The sequence below is a fragment of the Pantoea sp. IMH genome (assembly GCF_000599885.1).
Taxonomy (GTDB): domain Bacteria; phylum Pseudomonadota; class Gammaproteobacteria; order Enterobacterales; family Enterobacteriaceae; genus Erwinia.
Window position 1 is genome coordinate 1,074,772 of sequence record NZ_JFGT01000002.1, and the last position, 19,074, is coordinate 1,093,845.

19 protein-coding genes are annotated in these 19,074 nt (G+C 55.1%); 14 read left to right on the plus strand and 5 right to left on the minus strand.

Translation table 11 applies throughout. The annotated features are described in order from the left end of the window. Window positions 1-46: 46 nt before the first annotated feature. The 8 genes from metK (at window position 47) to ruvX (ending at window position 7,459) form a co-directional block, all read left to right on the plus strand. The gene (metK, locus tag EA20_RS0104980; protein ID WP_024965786.1) at window positions 47-1,201 is read left to right on the plus strand and encodes a methionine adenosyltransferase; all 1,155 of its coding nucleotides are present in this window, start codon (window positions 47-49) and stop codon (window positions 1,199-1,201) included. A 413-nt stretch (window positions 1,202-1,614) separates the two neighbouring features. Next, window positions 1,615-3,012, plus strand: a complete 1,398-nt coding sequence (locus EA20_RS0104985; protein WP_024965787.1) for a sugar porter family MFS transporter — start codon at window positions 1,615-1,617, stop codon at window positions 3,010-3,012. 69 nt (window positions 3,013-3,081) lie between these two features. Then, window positions 3,082-3,606, plus strand: a complete 525-nt coding sequence (locus tag EA20_RS0104990; RefSeq protein WP_024965788.1) for a SprT family zinc-dependent metalloprotease — start codon at window positions 3,082-3,084, stop codon at window positions 3,604-3,606. A 106-nt stretch (window positions 3,607-3,712) separates the two neighbouring features. Beyond that, window positions 3,713-4,426: a deoxyribonuclease I gene (endA, locus tag EA20_RS0104995; protein ID WP_024965789.1), complete on the plus strand. Its 714-nt coding sequence runs from the start codon at window positions 3,713-3,715 to the stop codon at window positions 4,424-4,426. 74 nt (window positions 4,427-4,500) lie between these two features. Then, on the plus strand, window positions 4,501-5,232 hold the full coding sequence (rsmE, locus tag EA20_RS0105000) for a 16S rRNA (uracil(1498)-N(3))-methyltransferase (RefSeq protein WP_024965790.1): 732 nt from the start codon (window positions 4,501-4,503) through the stop codon (window positions 5,230-5,232). A 202-nt stretch (window positions 5,233-5,434) separates the two neighbouring features. Further along, window positions 5,435-6,379 (plus strand): glutathione synthase, encoded by a 945-nt coding sequence (gshB, locus tag EA20_RS0105005; protein WP_024965791.1) that lies wholly within the window; start codon window positions 5,435-5,437, stop codon window positions 6,377-6,379. 94 nt (window positions 6,380-6,473) lie between these two features. After that, the gene (locus EA20_RS0105010) at window positions 6,474-7,037 is read left to right on the plus strand and encodes a YqgE/AlgH family protein (RefSeq protein WP_024965792.1); all 564 of its coding nucleotides are present in this window, start codon (window positions 6,474-6,476) and stop codon (window positions 7,035-7,037) included. Continuing rightward, window positions 7,037-7,459, plus strand: a complete 423-nt coding sequence (gene ruvX / locus EA20_RS0105015; protein ID WP_024965793.1) for a Holliday junction resolvase RuvX — start codon at window positions 7,037-7,039, stop codon at window positions 7,457-7,459. The genes EA20_RS0105010 and ruvX overlap by 1 nt, the downstream gene beginning before the upstream one ends. Window positions 7,460-7,470: 11 nt before the next feature. On the opposite strand, the gene EA20_RS0105020 is transcribed toward ruvX, so the two are convergent. From EA20_RS0105020 to uxaC, 4 genes are all read right to left on the minus strand, one after another. Beyond that, entirely contained in the window at window positions 7,471-8,031 is a 561-nt protein-coding gene (locus tag EA20_RS0105020) for a YgjV family protein (protein WP_024965794.1), read from the minus strand. Between the two features lie 77 nt (window positions 8,032-8,108). Next, a complete protein-coding gene (locus EA20_RS0105025; protein ID WP_024965795.1) occupies window positions 8,109-9,599 on the minus strand; it encodes a UxaA family hydrolase in 1,491 nt (496 codons plus the stop codon). A 10-nt stretch (window positions 9,600-9,609) separates the two neighbouring features. Beyond that, window positions 9,610-11,061, minus strand: a complete 1,452-nt coding sequence (locus EA20_RS0105030) for a tagaturonate reductase (protein ID WP_024965796.1) — start codon at window positions 11,059-11,061, stop codon at window positions 9,610-9,612. A 119-nt stretch (window positions 11,062-11,180) separates the two neighbouring features. Then, entirely contained in the window at window positions 11,181-12,593 is a 1,413-nt protein-coding gene (gene uxaC, locus EA20_RS0105035) for a glucuronate isomerase (protein WP_024965797.1), read from the minus strand. Window positions 12,594-13,016: 423 nt separating this feature from the next. Between uxaC and EA20_RS0105045 the strand changes: the two genes are divergently transcribed. The 4 genes from EA20_RS0105045 to exuR all read left to right on the plus strand — a co-directional run bounded on the left by EA20_RS0105045 (window position 13,017) and on the right by exuR (window position 16,782). Next, entirely contained in the window at window positions 13,017-14,006 is a 990-nt protein-coding gene (locus EA20_RS0105045; protein ID WP_024965798.1) for a TRAP transporter substrate-binding protein, read from the plus strand. Between the two features lie 45 nt (window positions 14,007-14,051). Beyond that, entirely contained in the window at window positions 14,052-14,573 is a 522-nt protein-coding gene (locus EA20_RS0105050) for a TRAP transporter small permease (RefSeq protein ID WP_024965799.1), read from the plus strand. Then, a complete protein-coding gene (locus tag EA20_RS0105055; RefSeq protein ID WP_024965800.1) occupies window positions 14,573-15,874 on the plus strand; it encodes a TRAP transporter large permease in 1,302 nt (433 codons plus the stop codon). The genes EA20_RS0105050 and EA20_RS0105055 overlap by 1 nt, the downstream gene beginning before the upstream one ends. Before the next feature lie 116 nt (window positions 15,875-15,990). Beyond that, window positions 15,991-16,782 (plus strand): transcriptional regulator ExuR, encoded by a 792-nt coding sequence (gene exuR / locus EA20_RS0105060; RefSeq protein WP_038381526.1) that lies wholly within the window; start codon window positions 15,991-15,993, stop codon window positions 16,780-16,782. A gap of 2 nt (window positions 16,783-16,784) precedes the next feature. Here the strand turns inward: exuR and EA20_RS0105065 are convergent, their stop codons facing one another. Next, entirely contained in the window at window positions 16,785-17,780 is a 996-nt protein-coding gene (locus EA20_RS0105065) for a type IV pilus twitching motility protein PilT (protein WP_024965802.1), read from the minus strand. A gap of 15 nt (window positions 17,781-17,795) precedes the next feature. Here EA20_RS0105065 and EA20_RS0105070 point away from each other — a divergent pair, with 15 nt between their 5' ends. Next, on the plus strand, window positions 17,796-18,503 hold the full coding sequence (locus EA20_RS0105070; protein WP_024965803.1) for a YggS family pyridoxal phosphate-dependent enzyme: 708 nt from the start codon (window positions 17,796-17,798) through the stop codon (window positions 18,501-18,503). Window positions 18,504-18,511: 8 nt separating this feature from the next. Beyond that, window positions 18,512-19,066, plus strand: a complete 555-nt coding sequence (locus tag EA20_RS0105075) for a YggT family protein (protein WP_024965804.1) — start codon at window positions 18,512-18,514, stop codon at window positions 19,064-19,066. Window positions 19,067-19,074 lie beyond the last annotated feature (8 nt).

Sequence of the window (19,074 nt, forward strand, 5' to 3'; positions counted from 1 at the left end):
GCTATGCAGTCGATTTTAACCCCGTTTTAGTAAGGTAAAGAATAAAATGGCCAAACACCTTTTTACATCCGAGTCCGTATCAGAAGGACATCCCGATAAGATCGCCGATCAGATTTCTGATGCCGTGCTCGATGCCATCCTGGAGCAGGATCCGAAAGCGCGTGTCGCCTGCGAAACCTATGTCAAAACCGGCATGGTGCTGGTTGGTGGCGAAATCACCACTTCTGCATGGGTCGATATCGAAGAGATCACCCGTAACACCGTGCGTGAAATCGGATATGTTCATTCTGATATGGGTTTTGATGCCAACTCCTGCGCAGTGCTTAACGCCATTGGCAAGCAGTCACCCGATATCAACCAGGGCGTTGACCGTGCCGATCCGCTGGAACAGGGCGCGGGCGATCAGGGCCTGATGTTTGGCTATGCCACCAATGAAACCGATGTGCTGATGCCTGCGCCTGTCACTTACGCGCACCGTCTGGTACAGCGTCAGTCTGAAGTGCGCAAAAACGGCACGTTGCCGTGGCTGCGCCCGGATGCGAAAAGCCAGATCACTTTCCAGTACGACAATGGCAACATCGTCGGCATTGATGCAGTCGTGCTCTCGACGCAGCACTCGGAAGAGATCTCCCAGAAAGACCTGCAGGAAGCGGTGATGGAAACCATCATCAAGCCGGTGCTGCCTGCGGAGTGGATCAACGAAAATACCAAATACCACATCAACCCAACCGGACGCTTTGTGATTGGCGGCCCAATGGGCGACTGTGGACTGACTGGCCGTAAAATCATCGTGGATACCTACGGCGGCATGGCCCGTCACGGTGGCGGTGCTTTCTCCGGTAAAGATCCTTCTAAAGTGGACCGTTCAGCGGCCTATGCTGCCCGCTACGTGGCGAAAAATATCGTCGCCGCCGGTCTGGCTGACCGCTGTGAGATTCAGGTTTCCTATGCTATCGGCGTGGCGGAGCCTACCTCCATCATGGTTGAAACTTTCGGCACTGAGAAAATCTCCACCGAACAGCTGACCCTGCTGGTACGCGAATTCTTCGACCTGCGTCCTTATGGCCTGATCCAGATGCTGGACCTGCTGCATCCTATCTATCGTGAAACCGCAGCCTATGGCCACTTTGGTCGCGAACATTTCCCATGGGAAAAAACCGACAAAGCCGCCCAGCTGCGCGATGCTGCCGGTCTGAAATAAACTTTCCAGGCATGACCAAGGGCACCCCAGGGTGCCCTTTTTACTGTCTGCTCACTGGCAGTCTTACCGCTATTCGCTACACTTTTTTCGGCCTGAGCGGCTGTGAGTGTTAACGGTTACAGTCAGAAACATTCTGTTTTTTCTTACAATTAAGAATTTACAGGACTGACAACCCCTCCCTTAATGCGCTATTTTCAGCGCTGTCCGATAGAGGACAACCAGGGAATTAAGAGAAACTGTTTAATGCTATGTCTAACTGGTTATAAAGCGTAAACGCGTATGATCCACGACTTTTCCCGGAAGATTTGAGGTGTAACCGATTACACCTCTGTGATCTGACGCACAGTCTCGCGCGTGAAGGTTTTCTAACATTTATAACAACAACAGGTCGTACTACTTACTATGGAGGCTTTATGCCTGAAAATAAAAAGAAGAGCAGAACATCGAACAAGGCGATGACCTATTTTGTCTGTTTTCTTGCAGCCCTTGCCGGTCTGCTGTTTGGTCTGGACATCGGTGTTATTGCCGGCGCGCTGCCCTTTATCGCAGATGAATTTAATGTGACTGCGCATCAGCAGGAGTGGATTGTCAGTTCGATGATGTTTGGTGCTGCAGTCGGTGCTGTCGGCAGCGGCTGGATGTCCTCAAGCCTGGGCCGCAAAAAGAGCCTGATGATCGGCGCTGTCCTGTTTGTTATTGGATCGCTCTGGTCGGCAATGGCACCGAACCCTGAAATGCTGATCGTTGCCCGTGTCCTGCTGGGCCTGGCCGTTGGTGTCGCTTCTTATACCGCCCCGCTCTACCTCTCAGAAATTGCTCCTGAGAAGATCCGCGGCAGTATGATTTCCCTGTACCAGCTGATGATTACCATCGGGATCCTGGGCGCTTATCTCTCCGATACTGCTTTCAGCTACACCGGCTCATGGCGCTGGATGTTGGGGATTATTACTATCCCTGCCCTGCTGCTGCTGGTCGGTGTTTTCTTCCTGCCGAACAGTCCACGCTGGCTGGCTGCCCGTGGTGACTTCCGCGATGCGCAGCGCGTTCTCGATCGTCTGCGTGATACCAGCGAGCAGGCGAAGCGCGAACTGGACGAAATCCGTGAAAGCCTGAAGATCAAACAGTCCGGCTGGAGCCTGTTCAAAGACAACAGTAACTTCCGTCGTGCGGTTTATCTGGGCGTGCTTTTGCAGGTTATGCAACAGTTCACCGGCATGAACGTCATCATGTACTACGCGCCGAAGATTTTTGAAATTGCGGGCTTTTCCAATACTACCGAGCAGATGTGGGGAACCGTTATCGTTGGTCTGATCAACGTGCTGGCGACCTTTATCGCGATCGGCCTGGTTGACCGCTGGGGCCGTAAGCCAACCCTGATTCTGGGCTTTATGGTAATGGCAACCGGAATGGGTATCCTCGGCACCATGCTGCATGTCGGCATCAACTCAGTGAGCGCGCAATATTTTGCGGTCGCTATGCTGCTGATGTTTATCATCGGTTTTGCCATGAGCGCCGGTCCGCTGATCTGGGTACTTTGTTCTGAAATCCAGCCGCTTAAAGGGCGTGATTTCGGTATCACCGTCTCCACCACGACCAACTGGATTGCCAACATGATCGTCGGCGCCACCTTCCTGACCATGCTGAACACCCTGGGTAACGCTAATACCTTCTGGGTCTATGCGGGCCTGAACGTGGTCTTTATCTTGCTGACCATCATGCTGATCCCGGAAACCAAAAACGTTTCTCTGGAACACATTGAGCGCAACCTGTTAGGCGGCAAAAAGCTGCGTGACATCGGTCAGCGCGACTAAGTCAATCTGGCCGGGGAAACCCGGCCAGCCTCATTGCTATCCCCGCGTTGCCATCGTATTCTCAGCATTATGAAACCCCTCAGACTTCCTATTGCGCTTCAGCAGGCCGTGATGCGTTCGCTGCGTGAAAAACTCCAGCTGGCTAATCAACGACTGGACCGTAACTATCCGGAACCGGCGCTGCATTATCAGCAGCGCGGCACCGCTGCGGGCACCGCCTGGCTACAGAGCTGGGAAATCCGCCTGAATCCCGTGCTGCTGCTCGAGAATCAGCAGGCGTTTATCAGTGAAGTAGTACCGCACGAGCTTGCGCATCTGCTGGTCTGGAAGCACTTTGGCCGGGTGGCCCCACACGGTAAAGAGTGGAAATGGATGATGGAAAGCGTGCTGGACGTGCCGGCACGCCGGACGCATCAGTTTGAGATCGCTTCGGTGCGCAGCCGCAGCTTCCCGTATCGCTGCCGCTGTCAGCAGCATCAACTTACCGTGCGCCGCCATAACCGCATCCTGCGCGGTGAAAGTGAGTATCGCTGCGTCTACTGCGGCGAACGCTTGCAGCCGGGCGACTACGTCTTATCTGAAAATGCGCTGTAACAGCACAATATCCGGAAAATTAGCGCCATTTTAACCACACGCATTTCCGAAAACAGGCCGCTTCTGTTACTCTCGCCGCCTCGTTTTGTTACCGATATTCTGGATTATGCTTCGCAAAATTATTGGCTGCCTTGGCCTTTCCCTGCTCGTTCCCGTCTTTTATGCCCACGGCCTCAGCCTGGATAATTACCGTCAAAACAGCTTCTCCCAGGCCAAATCCTATGCTGCTCAGATCAACGCAGATGCGCCCGGTACGGTTTACTGCGGCTGTACTATTGCGTGGAAAGGGAAGAAAGGCGTTCCCGACCTCGCATCTTGTGGCTATCAGGTCCGCAAGAATGCTAACCGGGCAAGCCGGATTGAGTGGGAACATATTGTGCCGGCCTGGTCCTTTGGCCATCAGCGCCAGTGCTGGCAGAACGGCGGCAGGAAGCAGTGCGCAAAAGATCCCGTTTATCGTCATATGGAAACGGATTTGCATAACTTGCAGCCGGCTATCGGCGAAGTGAATGGCGATCGCGGCAACTTTATGTACAGCCAGTGGAAAGGCGGTGAAGGCCAGTATGGTCAGTGTGAAATGAAGGTCGACTTCAAAAACAGGCAAGCAGAGCCGCCAGCCCGTGCCAGAGGTGTTATTGCCCGCACCTGGTTCTATATGCGGGATCGCTATCAGCTTGCCATGTCGAAACAGCAAACGCAGCTGATGACGGTCTGGAACAAACAGTACCCGGTGTCGCAGTGGGAATGTAAACGCGACGATCGCATCGCCCGCGTGCAGGGAAATCATAATCCCTATGTACAGCAGGCTTGCCAGCGGTAAAATCGCTGACCTAAACTAGTGCTCATCTTCTGGGCTGTGCTGCGGCACGGTCTGCAACTTTAAGCAGGATTTCCATGCGCATACCCCGCATTTACCATCCCGAACCCTTAACCCCGGACAGTGAAATTTCCCTCTGCGACGACGCGGCAAATCATGTAGGCCGCGTGCTGAGAATGGGGCCGGGAGAGGCCCTGGAACTCTTCGATGGCAGTAATCTGACTTTTCCAGCCACAATTGTGCAGGCTGACAAAAAAAGCGTTCGCGTTTCCGTGGGCGAAAGCCGCGAAGAGAGCCGGGAATCCCCGCTCCACCTGCATTTAGGCCAGGTGATGTCGCGCGGTGAGAAGATGGAGTTCACCATCCAGAAAGCGGTCGAACTGGGGGTAAATACGATTACCCCCTTGTTTTCTGAGCGCTGTGGCGTAAAGCTTGACGCAGAAAGGCTGGCGAAAAAGGTCCAGCAGTGGCAGAAAATCGTGATTGCCGCCTGTGAACAGTGCGGCAGAAACACCGTGCCCGAAGTCCGGACGCCGATGATGCTGGAAGCCTGGTGTGCGGAGCCGGAAGAGGGAATGAAGCTGAACCTGCATCCCAGAGCCAGCCAGAGCATTAATACACTGCCGCTGCCCGTCAGCCGCGTACGGCTGCTTATCGGCCCTGAGGGCGGCCTGTCAGCAGGGGAAATTGCGATGACGGCGCAATATGGGTTCACCGATATTCTTCTCGGGCCGCGGGTGTTACGCACGGAAACCACCGCGCTGACCGCCATGACCGCCCTTCAGGTCCGGTTTGGAGATTTAGGCTGAACAGAGGGCTTTCCCCGCCGTATCGCCGCGGGTGGAATGACAGACACTGGCAAGCAGGATCCGCTGCGTTTAACGGGCGTGAAGTATTCGCAGCGCTGGCCCATCCGGCCAGCCCGACACACACTGTCAGGGGGGTAACAACTTATCTGTGCCCGGCCTGCGTTCAAGACAGCTAGTAAGACAGCTCACTGGAGAAATAAAAATGATTAAGCTTGGCATTGTGATGGACCCGATTACCTCCATCAATATTAAAAAAGACAGCAGCTTCGCCATGCTCCTGGAAGCCCAGCGCCGTGGGTATGAAATCCATTACATGGAGATGAAAGATCTCTATCTGCGCGGCGGTGAAGCGCGTGCACAGACCCGGATGCTCAGCGTTGAGCAAAACTACGATAAATGGTTTGAGTTCGGCAGCGAGCAGGATATCGCCCTGGCTGACCTGAACGTGGTGCTGATGCGTAAGGATCCCCCTTTCGATACTGAATTCATCTATGCCACCTACATTCTGGAACGCGCGGAAGAAAAAGGGACGCTGATCGTCAACAAACCGCAGAGCCTGCGTGACTGCAATGAAAAGCTTTATACCGCCTGGTTTGCGGAACTGACGCCAGATACGCTGGTCACACGTAGTGCAAGCCAGGTACGGGAATTCTGGCAGCAGCATGGCGATATCATCCTTAAGCCGCTCGACGGCATGGGCGGCGCGTCGATTTTCCGCGTTAAAGAGGGCGATCCTAACCTGTCAGTTATTATTGAAACGCTGACCGAGCATGGTAACTTCTACTGCATGGCGCAAAACTATCTGCCCGCCATCAAAGAAGGCGACAAGCGCGTGCTGGTCATTGATGGCGAGCCGGTGCCTTACTGCCTGGCGCGCATCCCTAAATCAGGTGAAACGCGCGGCAACCTGGCCGCTGGCGGTCGTGGCGAAGCCCGTCCCCTCTCCGACAGCGACTGGGAAATCGCCCGCCGCGTTGGCCCGGCGCTGAAAGCGAAAGGTCTGATCTTTGTAGGACTGGATATTATCGGTGACAAGCTGACCGAAATTAACGTGACCAGCCCAACCTGTATACGTGAGATCGAGGCCGCATTCCCAATCTCCATTACTGGTATGCTGATGGATGCTATTGAGAAGCGCCTGGCCTGATAGCCTGAGCGGGGTCAACGGGCCCTCTATTAATCCGTTAACATCGCTCACGGCGCTGGTCGTGGGCGGTTAACCCGAAGACAGAACCTTGATAATGAATTTACAGCATCATTTTTTGATTGCGATGCCCGCGCTTTCGGATCCGCTCTTTAAGCGTTCGGTGGTCTATATCTGTGAGCATAATGACGATGGTGCCATGGGCCTGATCGTGAATAAGCCGATGGAAAACCTCACCGTCGACGGCATTCTCAAGAAGCTTAAAATTATGCCTACGCCGCGCGATCCCGAGGCTAAACTCGACAAGCCCGTGTTTGCAGGCGGTCCGCTGGCAGAGGATCGTGGATTTATTCTGCACTCTGCACAGCGCACTTTTGCTTCCAGTATCCGCGTCTCAGATAATACGGTGATCACCACCTCACGCGACGTGCTGGAGACGTTAGGCACGCCTGAACAGCCTGAAAATGTGCTGGTCGCGCTGGGCTACTGCGCCTGGGAGAAAGGCCAGCTTGAAAGCGAACTGCTGGAAAACGCCTGGCTGACCACCTCCGCCAACAGCCTGATCCTTTTCCAGACGCCTATTGCGGAACGCTGGCGCGAAGCGGCGAAAAGTATCGGCGTGGATATTCATAATATTACCAACGACGCAGGCCACGCTTAATGTCCATGATGACGCTGTTAGCCTTTGATTTTGGCACCAAAAGCATTGGCGTGGCTATCGGTCAGCAGCTGACCGGCACGGCAAGGCCGCTCAACGCCATCAAGGCCCAGGATGGTATTCCCGACTGGAGTAAAATCGAGGCGCTGCTGAAAGAGTGGCAGCCCGATCGCGTGGTGGTAGGATTGCCGCTGAATATGGATGGCACCGAGCAGCCGCTGACCGCCCGCGCCCGCAAGTTTGCCAACCGTCTTCATGGCCGCTTCGGCGTGCAGGTGGATCTGCATGATGAGCGCCTGAGCACCGTCGAAGCACGCGCCGATCTCTTCGCGCGCGGTGGGTTTCGCGCACTGAACAAGGGCAGCGTCGATTCCCTTTCTGCAGTGATTATCCTTGAAAGCTGGTTTGAGAACGCCTGGTCATAAACGTCAGATGATTACTGGACGGACGGACTTTCATCCTGTGCTTTAACCTCTTTTTCCACCTTGAACGGATCGATGCCGCGCAGCTGCAGACGCCGGAAGCGAATAATATTGATGCCGTTCATAACCAGGAAACTGCTTTCAATCAAGGTTCCACCGATAGACCCTAACCAGAAGTTATGGATTACCCAGCAGCAGGTGGAACACCACATAATGCAGCGCGTTGTCAGTCCGCTGGTGCGAAACAGAGCCCAGGTGCTGATAACCGTCGCCCCAACCGGCAACAACTCCATCAGATGCTCCACCCTGCCCAACCCGAAGAACAGCGTCAGGGCAATAAATATCACCATCACCCACAGGCTGCGGGTGCGCAACGAAACCAGCGTACGCACCGAGTTGAGCAAGGCGCTCATGCCTGCCGGCGCGGCACCCATCATCAAAAAATGAATACCGATAATCGCGCTATAGGCGGAAAGCTGCTGTTTGAAGCGACGGTCGCTGCGGTTGAAGAACATCGTGATGCCGACCAGAAACGCGAGCACGCCAACCGACTGCGCAAACCAGTAAAACGTCATATCCAGCGATCTCCTTGTTACAGCAACGCGACGCGCAATCAGTAGCGCGCCGCTTGTCCTGCGTTAACGCGGGTGGATCACAGTGTGACGCCGCTTTTGAAGATAGCAAGCTCGCGGAAGTCATTCAGCTCGTTTTTAGCCATACGGCCATCGGCAATGGCCACAATCAGATCGACAAACTCTTCCAGCAGACGATCCATGCTGGTGCCGTGGATCAGCCGTCCGGCATCGAAATCGATCCAGTGCGGTTTTTTTGCCGCCAGCTCGCTGTTGGTTGCCAGCTTAATGGTGGGAACAAAACCGCCGTAGGGCGTGCCGCGACCGGTACTGAACAGCACCATATGGCATCCGGCACCCGCCAGCGCGCTGGTCGCGACGGCATCATTACCCGGCGCGCTCAGCAGGTTCAGGCCTGGCGTGGTGAGACGCTCACCATATTTCAGCACGTCCACCACCGGGCTATGGCCCGCTTTTTGCGTACAGCCCAGAGATTTCTCCTCCAGCGTGGTGATGCCTCCCGCTTTGTTGCCCGGCGAGGGGTTTTCATAGATCGGCTGGTTGTGTTCAATAAAATAGCGCTTGAAGTCGTTGACCATCGCCACCGTTTTTTCAAAGGTCTGTTCGTCGCGACAACGGCTCATCAGAATACGTTCCGCGCCGAACATTTCCGGCACTTCGGTGAGTACGGATGTGCCACCGTTGGCGATCACATAGTCGGAAAAACGTCCCAGTAGCGGATTAGCGGTAATGCCGGAAAGTCCGTCAGAGCCGCCGCACTCCAGGCCAAACTTCAGCTCGCTGAGCTTAGCGCTTTCACGCCGGTCACGACAAATCACGGCGTAGAGTTCCCGCAGGCGTTCGAGCCCCGCTTCCACCTCATTGTCGAATTTTTGCAGCGTCATAAAGCGAACGCGCTCATCATCAACCTCGCCAAGCGTTTCCCGGAAGGCGTCCACCTGGTTATTTTCACAGCCGAGACCGATAACCAGTACCGCCCCCGCATTGGGATGTCGCACCATATTTTGCAGCATGGTGCGGGTATTTATATGATCGTCGCCCAGCTGAGAGCAGCCAAAGGGGTGCGTAAAAAGATGAACGCCGTCGATGCCTTCTGCGTCATTGGTCTCTTTTAAAAAACGAGTCTGAATCTGTCGGGCGATACCGTTAACACAGCCCACGGTAGGGATCAGCCACAGCTCGTTGCGGATGCCAACTTCACCGTTTTTGCGGCGAAAGACCTGCACATCGCGATCGGCCATCTGCGCCGGTAACGTCACTTGTTCAGGCTGATAGTGATAGCTATCCAGATCGCTCAGGTTTGTCTTGCTGTTTTGCGAATGGATATGTGTCCCCGGTGCGATATCGGCCAGCGCATGCCCGATTGGCAAACCATATTTAATTATGTTCTCTCCGGCGGTAATGGCGCTCAGGGCAAACTTATGACCGCGCGCCACCGGCTGCGGCAGGATCACGGTGTGGCCGCCGGCGTCTACCTGTTCGCCCTCGCTGATATCACACAAGGCTACGGCGACGTTATCGTCAGGATGAATCTGGATAATTCTTTGCATGGTTGCTCTCTTAGCTGTAAGCCGCCAGCGCAGCGCGCATTCCGTGCGCTTCAATCGCCTGCAGTTGTTCGGTTACTTTAGCGGCCAGACCTGGTACGCTGTTTAAATCCTCTCCCCAGTGCGCCGCATCAGCCAGGACGCTTTCTACCAGTGCCGCCAGGGATATTTCGCCGCTGCGTACGCTGCCCCACAGTCCGGAGAAACGACTCAGCCAGTGCGCATCATCCTGTAACGGATAGATTTCCCCCTGACGTTCGCCCCGGTAAAAAGCCAGCAGGGCCGCCAGGGCAAATGTCAGACGCGGCGGCAGGATCTGATATTTTTTCTGGCTGGCAAGCAGCTGCGGCAGAATACGGGTGCGATATTTGGTCATGCCGTTTAACGCAATCGACAAGAGCTGATGCTGAATAAACGGATTGCGGAAGCGGCTCAGCACCGCCTGAGCAAACGAGCGCAGTTCCGCCTGTGGCAAATCAAGCACCGGAGAAATTTCCTCTGCGATGGCCAGCTCAACGAAGCGGCTGATTTGCTCATCGTTCATCGCCTCACCAACGGTGTTGATCCCACAGAGAAACGCCACCGGCACCAGCGCGGTATGCGCACCGTTAAGGATCGCCACCTTGCGCTCTTTATAAGGCTTAATCTCATCCACCAGCCGGATATTCAGCGGCAGCCGATCCAGACGTAGCTCCTGCGCCAGGCTTGCTGGTCCCTGGATAACAAACAGGTAAAAGTATTCTGCACTGTCAAAAAAACTGTCCTGATAGCCCAGCGCTTTTTCGAGGCTCTCTACCTCGCTGCGCGGATAGCCGGTAACAATGCGGTCAACCAGCGTGGAGCAGAACGTATTGCTGCTTTCCAGCCACTCGCTGAATGAGGCTGGCAGCGCCCACTGTGTCGCATAGCGCAGCACCAGTTCTTTCAGGGCGTCGCCGTTGTAGTCGATCAGCTCGCAGGGGAGCAGCACCCAGCCCTTGTCAGCCGCACCGGAAAAATGTGTGAAGCGTTCATACAGCAGGCGGGTCAGCTTGGCTGGAAAACTGGACGGTGGCGCATCATCAAGACGATCGCTTTCGATGTAGGTGATACCCGCCTCGGTGGTATTGGAAAAGACAAAACGGATATTGGCATCGCGCGCCAGCGCAAGATAGTCATCAAACTGCCTGTAGATGTTGATTTCACGATTTACCGAACGAATGATGCGGGTTTCACGCACCTTTTCGCCCTGTTCGTTCAGGCCGCTGATGATGGTGGTATAGAGGCCATCCTGCTCGCTGAGCGAAGGGGGAAAGTCGGTATCAATCGGGCGGACGACCACGATGCCGGCATTCAGATCGGTATGTTCATTAAGCAGATCGATCTGCCAGTCCACAAACGCCCGCAAAAAGTTGCCTTCACCGAACTGAATAATTTTGTCGGGATGTTGGCGCCCGGGAAAGTCACGGCGATTCAGCCTTTGCATTTTACATTCACCTTAATTTACCCAAGTGCCGGTCTTTGAGGACGGGTCGTCCATCAGCCGTCGTGCTCTGTTGGGTTTGTTCTTGTTAACGAAGGCGCAGAAGTCAGCGCCTTCGTGGATTAATTCAGTTCAATCTGGAAATAACGTTTAGCGTTATCGAAACAGATGTTTTTCACCATGCTGCCCAGCAGTTCGATATCCGCAGGCGCCTCGCCATCCTCCACCCAGCGGCCAATCATCTGGCAGAGTACGCGGCGGAAATACTCATGACGCGTATAGGAAAGGAAGCTGCGGCTGTCGGTCAGCATGCCGACAAAGCGGCTCAGCAGGCCCAGGTTGGCGAGCTGGGTCATCTGCCGCTGCATGCCATCTTTCTGATCGTTAAACCACCAGCCGGAGCCAAACTGCATCTTGCCCGGCATCCCCTCACCCTGAAAATTCCCCACCATGGTGGCGATCGTTTCGTTATCGCCTGGGTTCAGGCAGTAGAGGATGGTTTTTGGCAGGCCGCCGTTCATGCCCTGCGCGCCAAGCAGCTTCGATAAAGGCTCAGCTACGGGCTGATCGTTGATGGAGTCGAAGCCGACGTCGGCGCCAAGCAGCTGGAACATGCGGGTATTGTTATTACGCAGGGCGCCGATGTGATACTGCTGCACCCATTGACGGCAATGGTATTCCGATGCCAGATAGAGCAGAACGCCGGTTTTAAACTGAGCGATGGCCTCTTTGTCTGGCATCTCGCCACTCAGGCGACGGGAGAGAATGGCGTCCAGCGTCGATTCGTCTGCTTCGCCATATACCACGACATCCAGCGCGTGATCGGACACTTTACAGCCGTGCGCGGCAAAGTGATCCAGTCGCCTTTTCAGCGCCTCACAGAGATCGCTGAAGCGGCGGATGGAGACATCTGCCGCCGCCTCCAGCTTCTGGATATAGTCATTGAAGGTTTCCGCTTCAATATTAAAGGCCTTGTCGGGACGCCAGCTTGGCAGCACTTTGATATCGAAGCTGCTGTCGTCGGCAATGGTCTTATGGTGCGCCAGTGAATCGATGGGATCGTCGGTCGTTCCCGCCATCTTCACCTTCATCTGTTTCATAATGCCACGGGCGCTGAAATTATCCTGAGCCAGCAGCGCGTTACAGCGCGTCCAGATCTCATCCGCCGTTGCCGGAGAGAGTAATTTGTCCGTAATAGCAAACGGACGGCGCAGCTCAAGATGCGTCCAGTGATAAAGCGGATTGCCAATAGTGTGAGGTACGGTGGCGGCCCAGGCGTCAAACTTTTCACGATCGCTGGCATCCCCGGTGCACAGACGTTCAGCGACGCCGTTGGTGCGCATGGCGCGCCACTTGTAGTGATCGCCTTTCAGCCAGATGTCATAGAGATTTTTAAACTGGTAATCCTGCGCGATCTGCTCTGGAGGGAGATGGCAGTGATAATCGAAAATAGGTTCGTCTTTGGCAAACTCATGATAAAGGCGACGAGCCATTTCGGTGTCCAGCAGAAAGTCATCTGTTATGAAGGCGGTCATTCGGCTTACTCCGTACTAGGGTTCTCGGTGAGAAGAAGAGTTGTTGGACCAATTATTCGCTTTGCCAGACACCTCGTCCAGTCATCTTGCGCTAAAAACCCTGCTCAGGTCACAAAATCATTCTGATTGCGCTCAGGAACCTTGAGTGCCGTTATTAAGCTCCAGAGAGCACCAGGCCGGGCGCGCTGAGAATTTATCAACAGCTTTTCGCGCTTTTCAGCCATTATCAACAGCATAAAATGTGACCTGCGTTGGGTTTATGACATCCATTCCGTAGGGGTATTCATTTTTTGTGATGGCTCTCAATAACCACAGATGTTCTACCAATTACAGTTGCCCCCTCGAAGATGTAGGACATTAAGACTGAATCCTCACGGGAGCGGTCTGGCAGATAACAACACACATACTTGAGGTTTCGCTCCAATGAAGATGAAAACGCTCACCGCCGCCATCCTGATGGCTGCCCCTCTGGCTCTGGCCGCCTTCTCTTCCCATGCCATGGACAGAATCACCCTGAAGCTGGCTCATAATCTTGATACCAAACACGTAGTTCATCAGGCGCTGGCCGAGATGGCTAAAGAGATCAGTACCGCTTCTGACGGCAAAATGAAGCTGCGTATCTATCCGGGTGGTCAGATGGGCGGCCCGCGCGAAACGCTGGAACTGTTGCAAAACGGCGCGCTGGACATGACTAAGGCGAGTGCCAGCGAAATGGAGCCTTTTTCTCCAGCCTTCTCCATCTTCAGCCTGCCTTATTTGTTCAAGGATCAGGCCCATTTCAACAAAGTGATCTATGGTCCGATCGGCCGTGCCATGATGGCCGATACGCGTGATAAGGGCTTCGTCTCTATCGCCGCCTATGTGGCCGGAACCCGCAGCTTTTATGCGAATAAACCTATTCGTACACCGGCAGACATGAAGGGCATGAAGATCCGGGTTGTCTCCACCCCGACCACCAATAAGCTGATCGAACTGCTCGGCGCCGCCCCGGCTCCCATTCCTTTCGGTGAAGTCTATACCGCGCTCCAGCAAGGCGTGATCGACGGCGCCGAAAATAATGAACCTTCTTATGTGCAGACCCGCCACGTGGAAGTAGCCAAATTCTATTCCGAAGATGAGCACACCTCGGTTCCGGACTTCCTGGTGATCTCGACCAAAGTGTGGGACAAGCTCTCCGACGAGCAGAAACAGGTGCTGGAAACGGCGGCCAAACACTCCGAAACCTATGAGCAGGAACTGTGGGAAAAAGAAGTCGCGGCATCGCGTAAGCAGGCCACTGAATCAGGTGCCACCTTCATTCAGGTCGACAAGGAAGCCTTCCGCACAGCGCTGGCCCCTCTGTATGACGATTTCCGTAAGGATCCGGTGCGGGGCGAGTGGCTCGGCAAAATCGAGAACGAAGCGGCCCAGTAATCATGAGCGGAGGGCGGCCTTTGTCGCCCTCCCGGGAGAAGAGCAATGCGTCTTGAAAAGTTCAAGCGACCCGTAGACAGGCTACTCGCCTTGTTCACCGTTACCGTGATGTTTCTGCTGGTTGTCTGCGTGGTATGGCAGGTTTTCAGCCGTTATGTGCTGTCGCAACCCAGTACAATGACAGATGAGATAGCCCGTTTCAGTATGATTTGGGTCGGTCTGCTCGGCGCTGCCTATGCGACCGGCAAACGCCGTCATCTGAGTATCGATCTGTTTGTCTCCAACCTGCAGGGTACCCGAAAACTGATCAACCAGATTTTCGTGGATCTCTGCGTGCTGCTGTTTGCCAGCAGCGCCATGGTATGGGGCGGTTTAACCCTGGTGACCAAGGTCTACAGCTCGGGCCAGGTGTCGCCTGCGATGCAGCTGCCCATGGCCTATATCTATATGGTGCTGCCGATCAGCGGCCTTATCATCAGCTACTACTGTGTGCTCTACATAGCGGAGACGCTGCTCGACAGCCTGGCTCCACTTCCGGGTATTTCCCCTTCAGAGGAGAACATCTGATGGATTGGACCATTGCTCTGGTCATGTTCGGCTCTTTCTTCGTGCTGGTGTTTGCTGGCGTGCCTATCTCTTTTTCCATCGGTCTGGCGACGCTGGCCTCCGGCATGATGATGCTGCCTCTGGAAACCATATTAGCGGTGGTCGGTCAGAAGATGGCGACCGGCCTCGACAGCTTCTCGCTACTGGCGATCCCCTTTTTCATCCTGGCGGGAACCCTGATGAACTGTGGCGGCATTGCCCAACGCCTTATCAACTTCTCCCAGGTGCTGGTAGGGCGTATGCCAGGCTCGCTCGGTCACGTCAACGTTATGGCAAACATGCTGTTTGGCTCCATCTCCGGTTCTGCGGTGGCGGCGGCGGCGGCAGTGGGCGGCACCATGGCCCCCATGCAGAAGAAGGCGGGCTATGACCCCGCCTACTCAGCCGCCATCAACGTCACCTCCTGCATTTCCGGTTTGCTGATTCCCCCTTCCAACGTGCTGATCATCTATGCCCTGACAGCAGGCGGTATCTCGGTGGCAGCGCTGTTTATGGCGGGCTATGTGCCCGGCATCCTGATGGGGGTAAGCATTATGGCCGTCGGCACCATCATCGCCAGACGCCGCGGTTATCCGGTCGCCGAGCGCCCCACGTTCGCCATGGTGGTGCGCGCCTTCCTGGATGCCATCCCCAGTTTGCTTCTGGTTGTGGTTGTGATGGGCGGTATACTCGGCGGCATCTTCACCGCGACCGAGGCCTCCGCCATTGCCGTGGTTTACACCTTTTTGCTTTCAGTGGTCATCTATCGCGAGGTCAAAATCAAGGATCTGCCAGCCATCATGCTCGATTCGGTGGTGACGACCGCCATCGTATTGCTGCTGATAGGCATCTCGGTGGGCATGTCATGGGCTATGACCAACGCCGATATTCCTTACGCTATCAGCGATGCCCTGATGAATATCTCCGATAACCCCCTCGTTATCCTGCTTATTATCAATGTCATCCTGCTGATTGTCGGTGTCTTTATGGACATGACCCCCGCAGTGCTTATCTTTACCCCTATCTTCCTGCCAATTGTCTCCGAACTTGGTATGGATCCGGTGCATTTCGGCATCATGATGGTGTTCAACCTCTGCATCGGCCTGTGCACGCCACCGGTAGGCAGCGCCCTGTTTGTAGGCTGCTCCGTCTCTGGCGTAAAATTGCAGGCGCTTATCCGGCCCATGCTCCCCTTCTTCTTCGTGCTGCTGCTGGGCCTGCTGGCCGTGACCTATATCCCTGCTCTGAGCCTCTCTTTGCCAGGTCTGTTTGGTATGCACTGAGTTGACAGGTTAACGGGTGAGCCGCTGGCTCATTCGTTAATTTTGCGTTAAATTGGTATAACAAGTTATCCATGCCGGGCGCCATGCCCGGCATTCGCAACAAAAGAGGCCTGGAAGTGAGTGACAACAATGAAGATCTCTTCGAGTCGAAAAGGCTCTATCAAAAAGTCGCCGCCGAGCTGAAAAATCGTATCGCGAGTCAGCTTTATGAGGTAGGTAAACGACTGCCGGCGGAGCGGCTTATCGCTGAAGAGATGAATGTCAGCCGCACGGTCGTACGCGAAGCCATTATCATGCTCGAAGTCGAGGGCTACGTGGAAGTGCGCAAAGGTTCAGGCATTCATGTGATCTCTAATCAGCAGCGCCACCTGGTGACTTCTGATTACAGCCACGACTTTGATACCGCAGGTCCTTTCGAGCTGCTGCAGGCACGCCAGCTGATTGAGAGTAATATCGCCGAGTTTGCCGCAACCCAGGTGAACAAACAGGACATTATGCGCCTGATGGAAATTCAGGAGCATGCCCGCCAGGAAGATCGTTTCCGTGACTCAGAGTGGGATTTAAAATTCCACGTGCAGGTGGCGCAGGCGACGCAGAACAGCGCGCTGGCCATTATCGTTGAAAAAATGTGGAGCCAGCGCCTGCATAATCCTTACTGGATAAAACTGCATGAGCATATTGATGAAAAATCGATTGAAAGCTGGTGTGAAGAGCACGATCTGATCCTGAAAGCATTGATCCGCCGCGATCCTCATGCCGCCAAGCTGGCGATGTGGCAGCATCTGGAAAATACCAAACTGATGCTGTTCCGTGCCACCAGCGATGACTTTGAGTTCAATGTCGATCGCTATCTCTATGCCGAGAACCCGGTTGTGCATCTTGATCCCTCATTAACAAAAGAGAAATAACCTCACTGCACCAGCCCCTGCCTGCGCCGTTCCAGCAGGCTTTGTTCAAAAGTCTGCATCCCCACCTGCATACCGGTTTGCAGCAGTCCCGGTAGCTGATGCGTTTTTCCCTCGCGGATCATATTGGCGACCGCGGGCGTGTTAACCAGTATCTCGAACAGCGCCACCCTGCTCTCATCCCTGCCCGGCACCAGCTTCTGGGCAATTACCGCCTTCAGACTGCCAGCCAGCTGGCTGCGGACAAGATTTTTCTCCGCCCCCGGAAAGACATCCACCAGTCGCTCAACCGCCTGCGCGGCACCGCGCGTATGCAGGGTGGCCAGCACCAGATGCCCGGTCTCTGCCGCCGTCAGCGCAAGCTGAATGGTCTCACCGTCTCGCAGCTCCCCCAACAGAATCACATCAGGATCTTCCCGTAGCGCGCCCCGGAGTCCGTCGCTGAACGAGCGACAGTGTTGCCCGACTTCACGCTGCTGAATCAGCGAAAGCTGACTGTGATGCAGAAATTCGATCGGATCTTCCAGCGTGATAATGTGACGATCCTGCTGCTGATTCAGGGCATGGATCAGGGCGGCCAGGGTGGTGGACTTTCCGCTGCCGGTCGCGCCGGTGACCAGCACCAGACCATCTGCCAGTCTGAGCAGCTCTCCGGCGACCGGAGGCAGCTTAAGGTCGGCCAGTGATGGCGTGTGGCTGGCTATCAGCCTGAGCGCCAGCGACAACCCGCCTCGCTGCCGGAAGAAGTTGGCGCGCAGACGCGTCTCACCACCTGATGTGATGGCAAAGTCAATCTGACCTGCGTGTTCAAGCAGCGCCTGCTGCGCACTGTTAAGCCAGACGGCAGCCAGCGCCTCCAGCGCGCTCCCCTCAATGGCGGGGTGTGACGGGATCTTTTCCAGCCGGCCGTTTCGCCGCCAGAACGGAGAATGGCCACTGCAAAGGTGCAGATCCCCGGCGTTATGCTTTACACTAAGGGCCACTAACTCCTCAATACGCATAATTTCTCCCTGACTATGACTTCGATTCAGCACAACTTACAGTATGTTCGTGAGCGGATCTCAGCTGCGGCGGCACGCTGCGGCCGCGATCCACAAGAAATTACGCTGCTTGCAGTGAGCAAAACAAAACCTGCGGGCGCGGTCGAAGAAGCGTTCGCCGCCGGACAGTGCTGCTTTGGTGAAAATTACGTGCAGGAAGGTGTTGATAAAGTGCAGACGCTGGCGAATCCCGCCCTTATCTGGCACTTTATCGGACCGCTGCAATCCAATAAAAGCAGACTGGTTGCGGAAAACTTCGCCTGGTGCCATACCGTCGATCGGCTGAAAATTGCGGCAAGACTCAACGAACAGCGTCCCGGGTCGCTTCCGCCGCTCAATGTGCTGATCCAAATAAATATCAGCGATGAGCAGAGTAAATCTGGCATCATGCTGGAGGCGCTGGACGGGCTGGCGGAGAGCATTGCCAGCCTGCCGCGCTTAACGCTGCGCGGGCTGATGGCAATCCCTGCGCCGGAGGCGGATTATGACCGTCAGCTGGCCGTTTGCCAGAAAATGGCGGAGACGTACCACCGGCTGAAAAAAGCGTATCCGACCGTTGATACGCTTTCACTGGGTATGAGTGATGATATGGAAGCCGCAATCGCGGCAGGCAGTACGATGGTGCGCATTGGCACCGCGATTTTTGGCGCACGTGACTATGGCGCCGCCCACAACACTAATTGAGGAAACCCATGCTGACGTTGACTTTTCTGGTCAAGACCCTGATCGACCTGTATGTAATGGTGCTGCTGTTACGTATCTGGATGCAGTGGTCACGTTGTGATTTCTATAACCCGCTGGCGCAGTTTATCGTCAAGGTCACCCAGCCTGTGGTTAAGCCGCTGCGTCGTATCCTGCCGTCTGTCGGGCCGGTTGATACTGCCTCGCTGCTGCTGGCGTTTGTGCTGACCACGCTGAAGTATCCTATTCTGTTGCTGATTCAGGTCGGTGCCTTCTCGGTCGATCCGATGAACCTGCTGGTCGGCCTGCTGTCGCTGGTGAAATCAGCCGGTTATCTGGTGTTCTGGGTCATTATCATCCGCTCGCTGATGAGCTGGATAAGCCAGGGCCGCGGGCCGGTTGATCAGGTGCTGATCCAACTGACCGAACCGCTGATGTCCCCTGTTCGCCGTATCCTGCCGGCCATGGGCGGCATCGACTTCTCAGCAATGGTGGTTATCCTCGTCCTCTATATGCTGAATTTCCTGGGCATGGATCTCTTTCCCGGCCTCTGGTATCTGCTGTAACCCCGTAT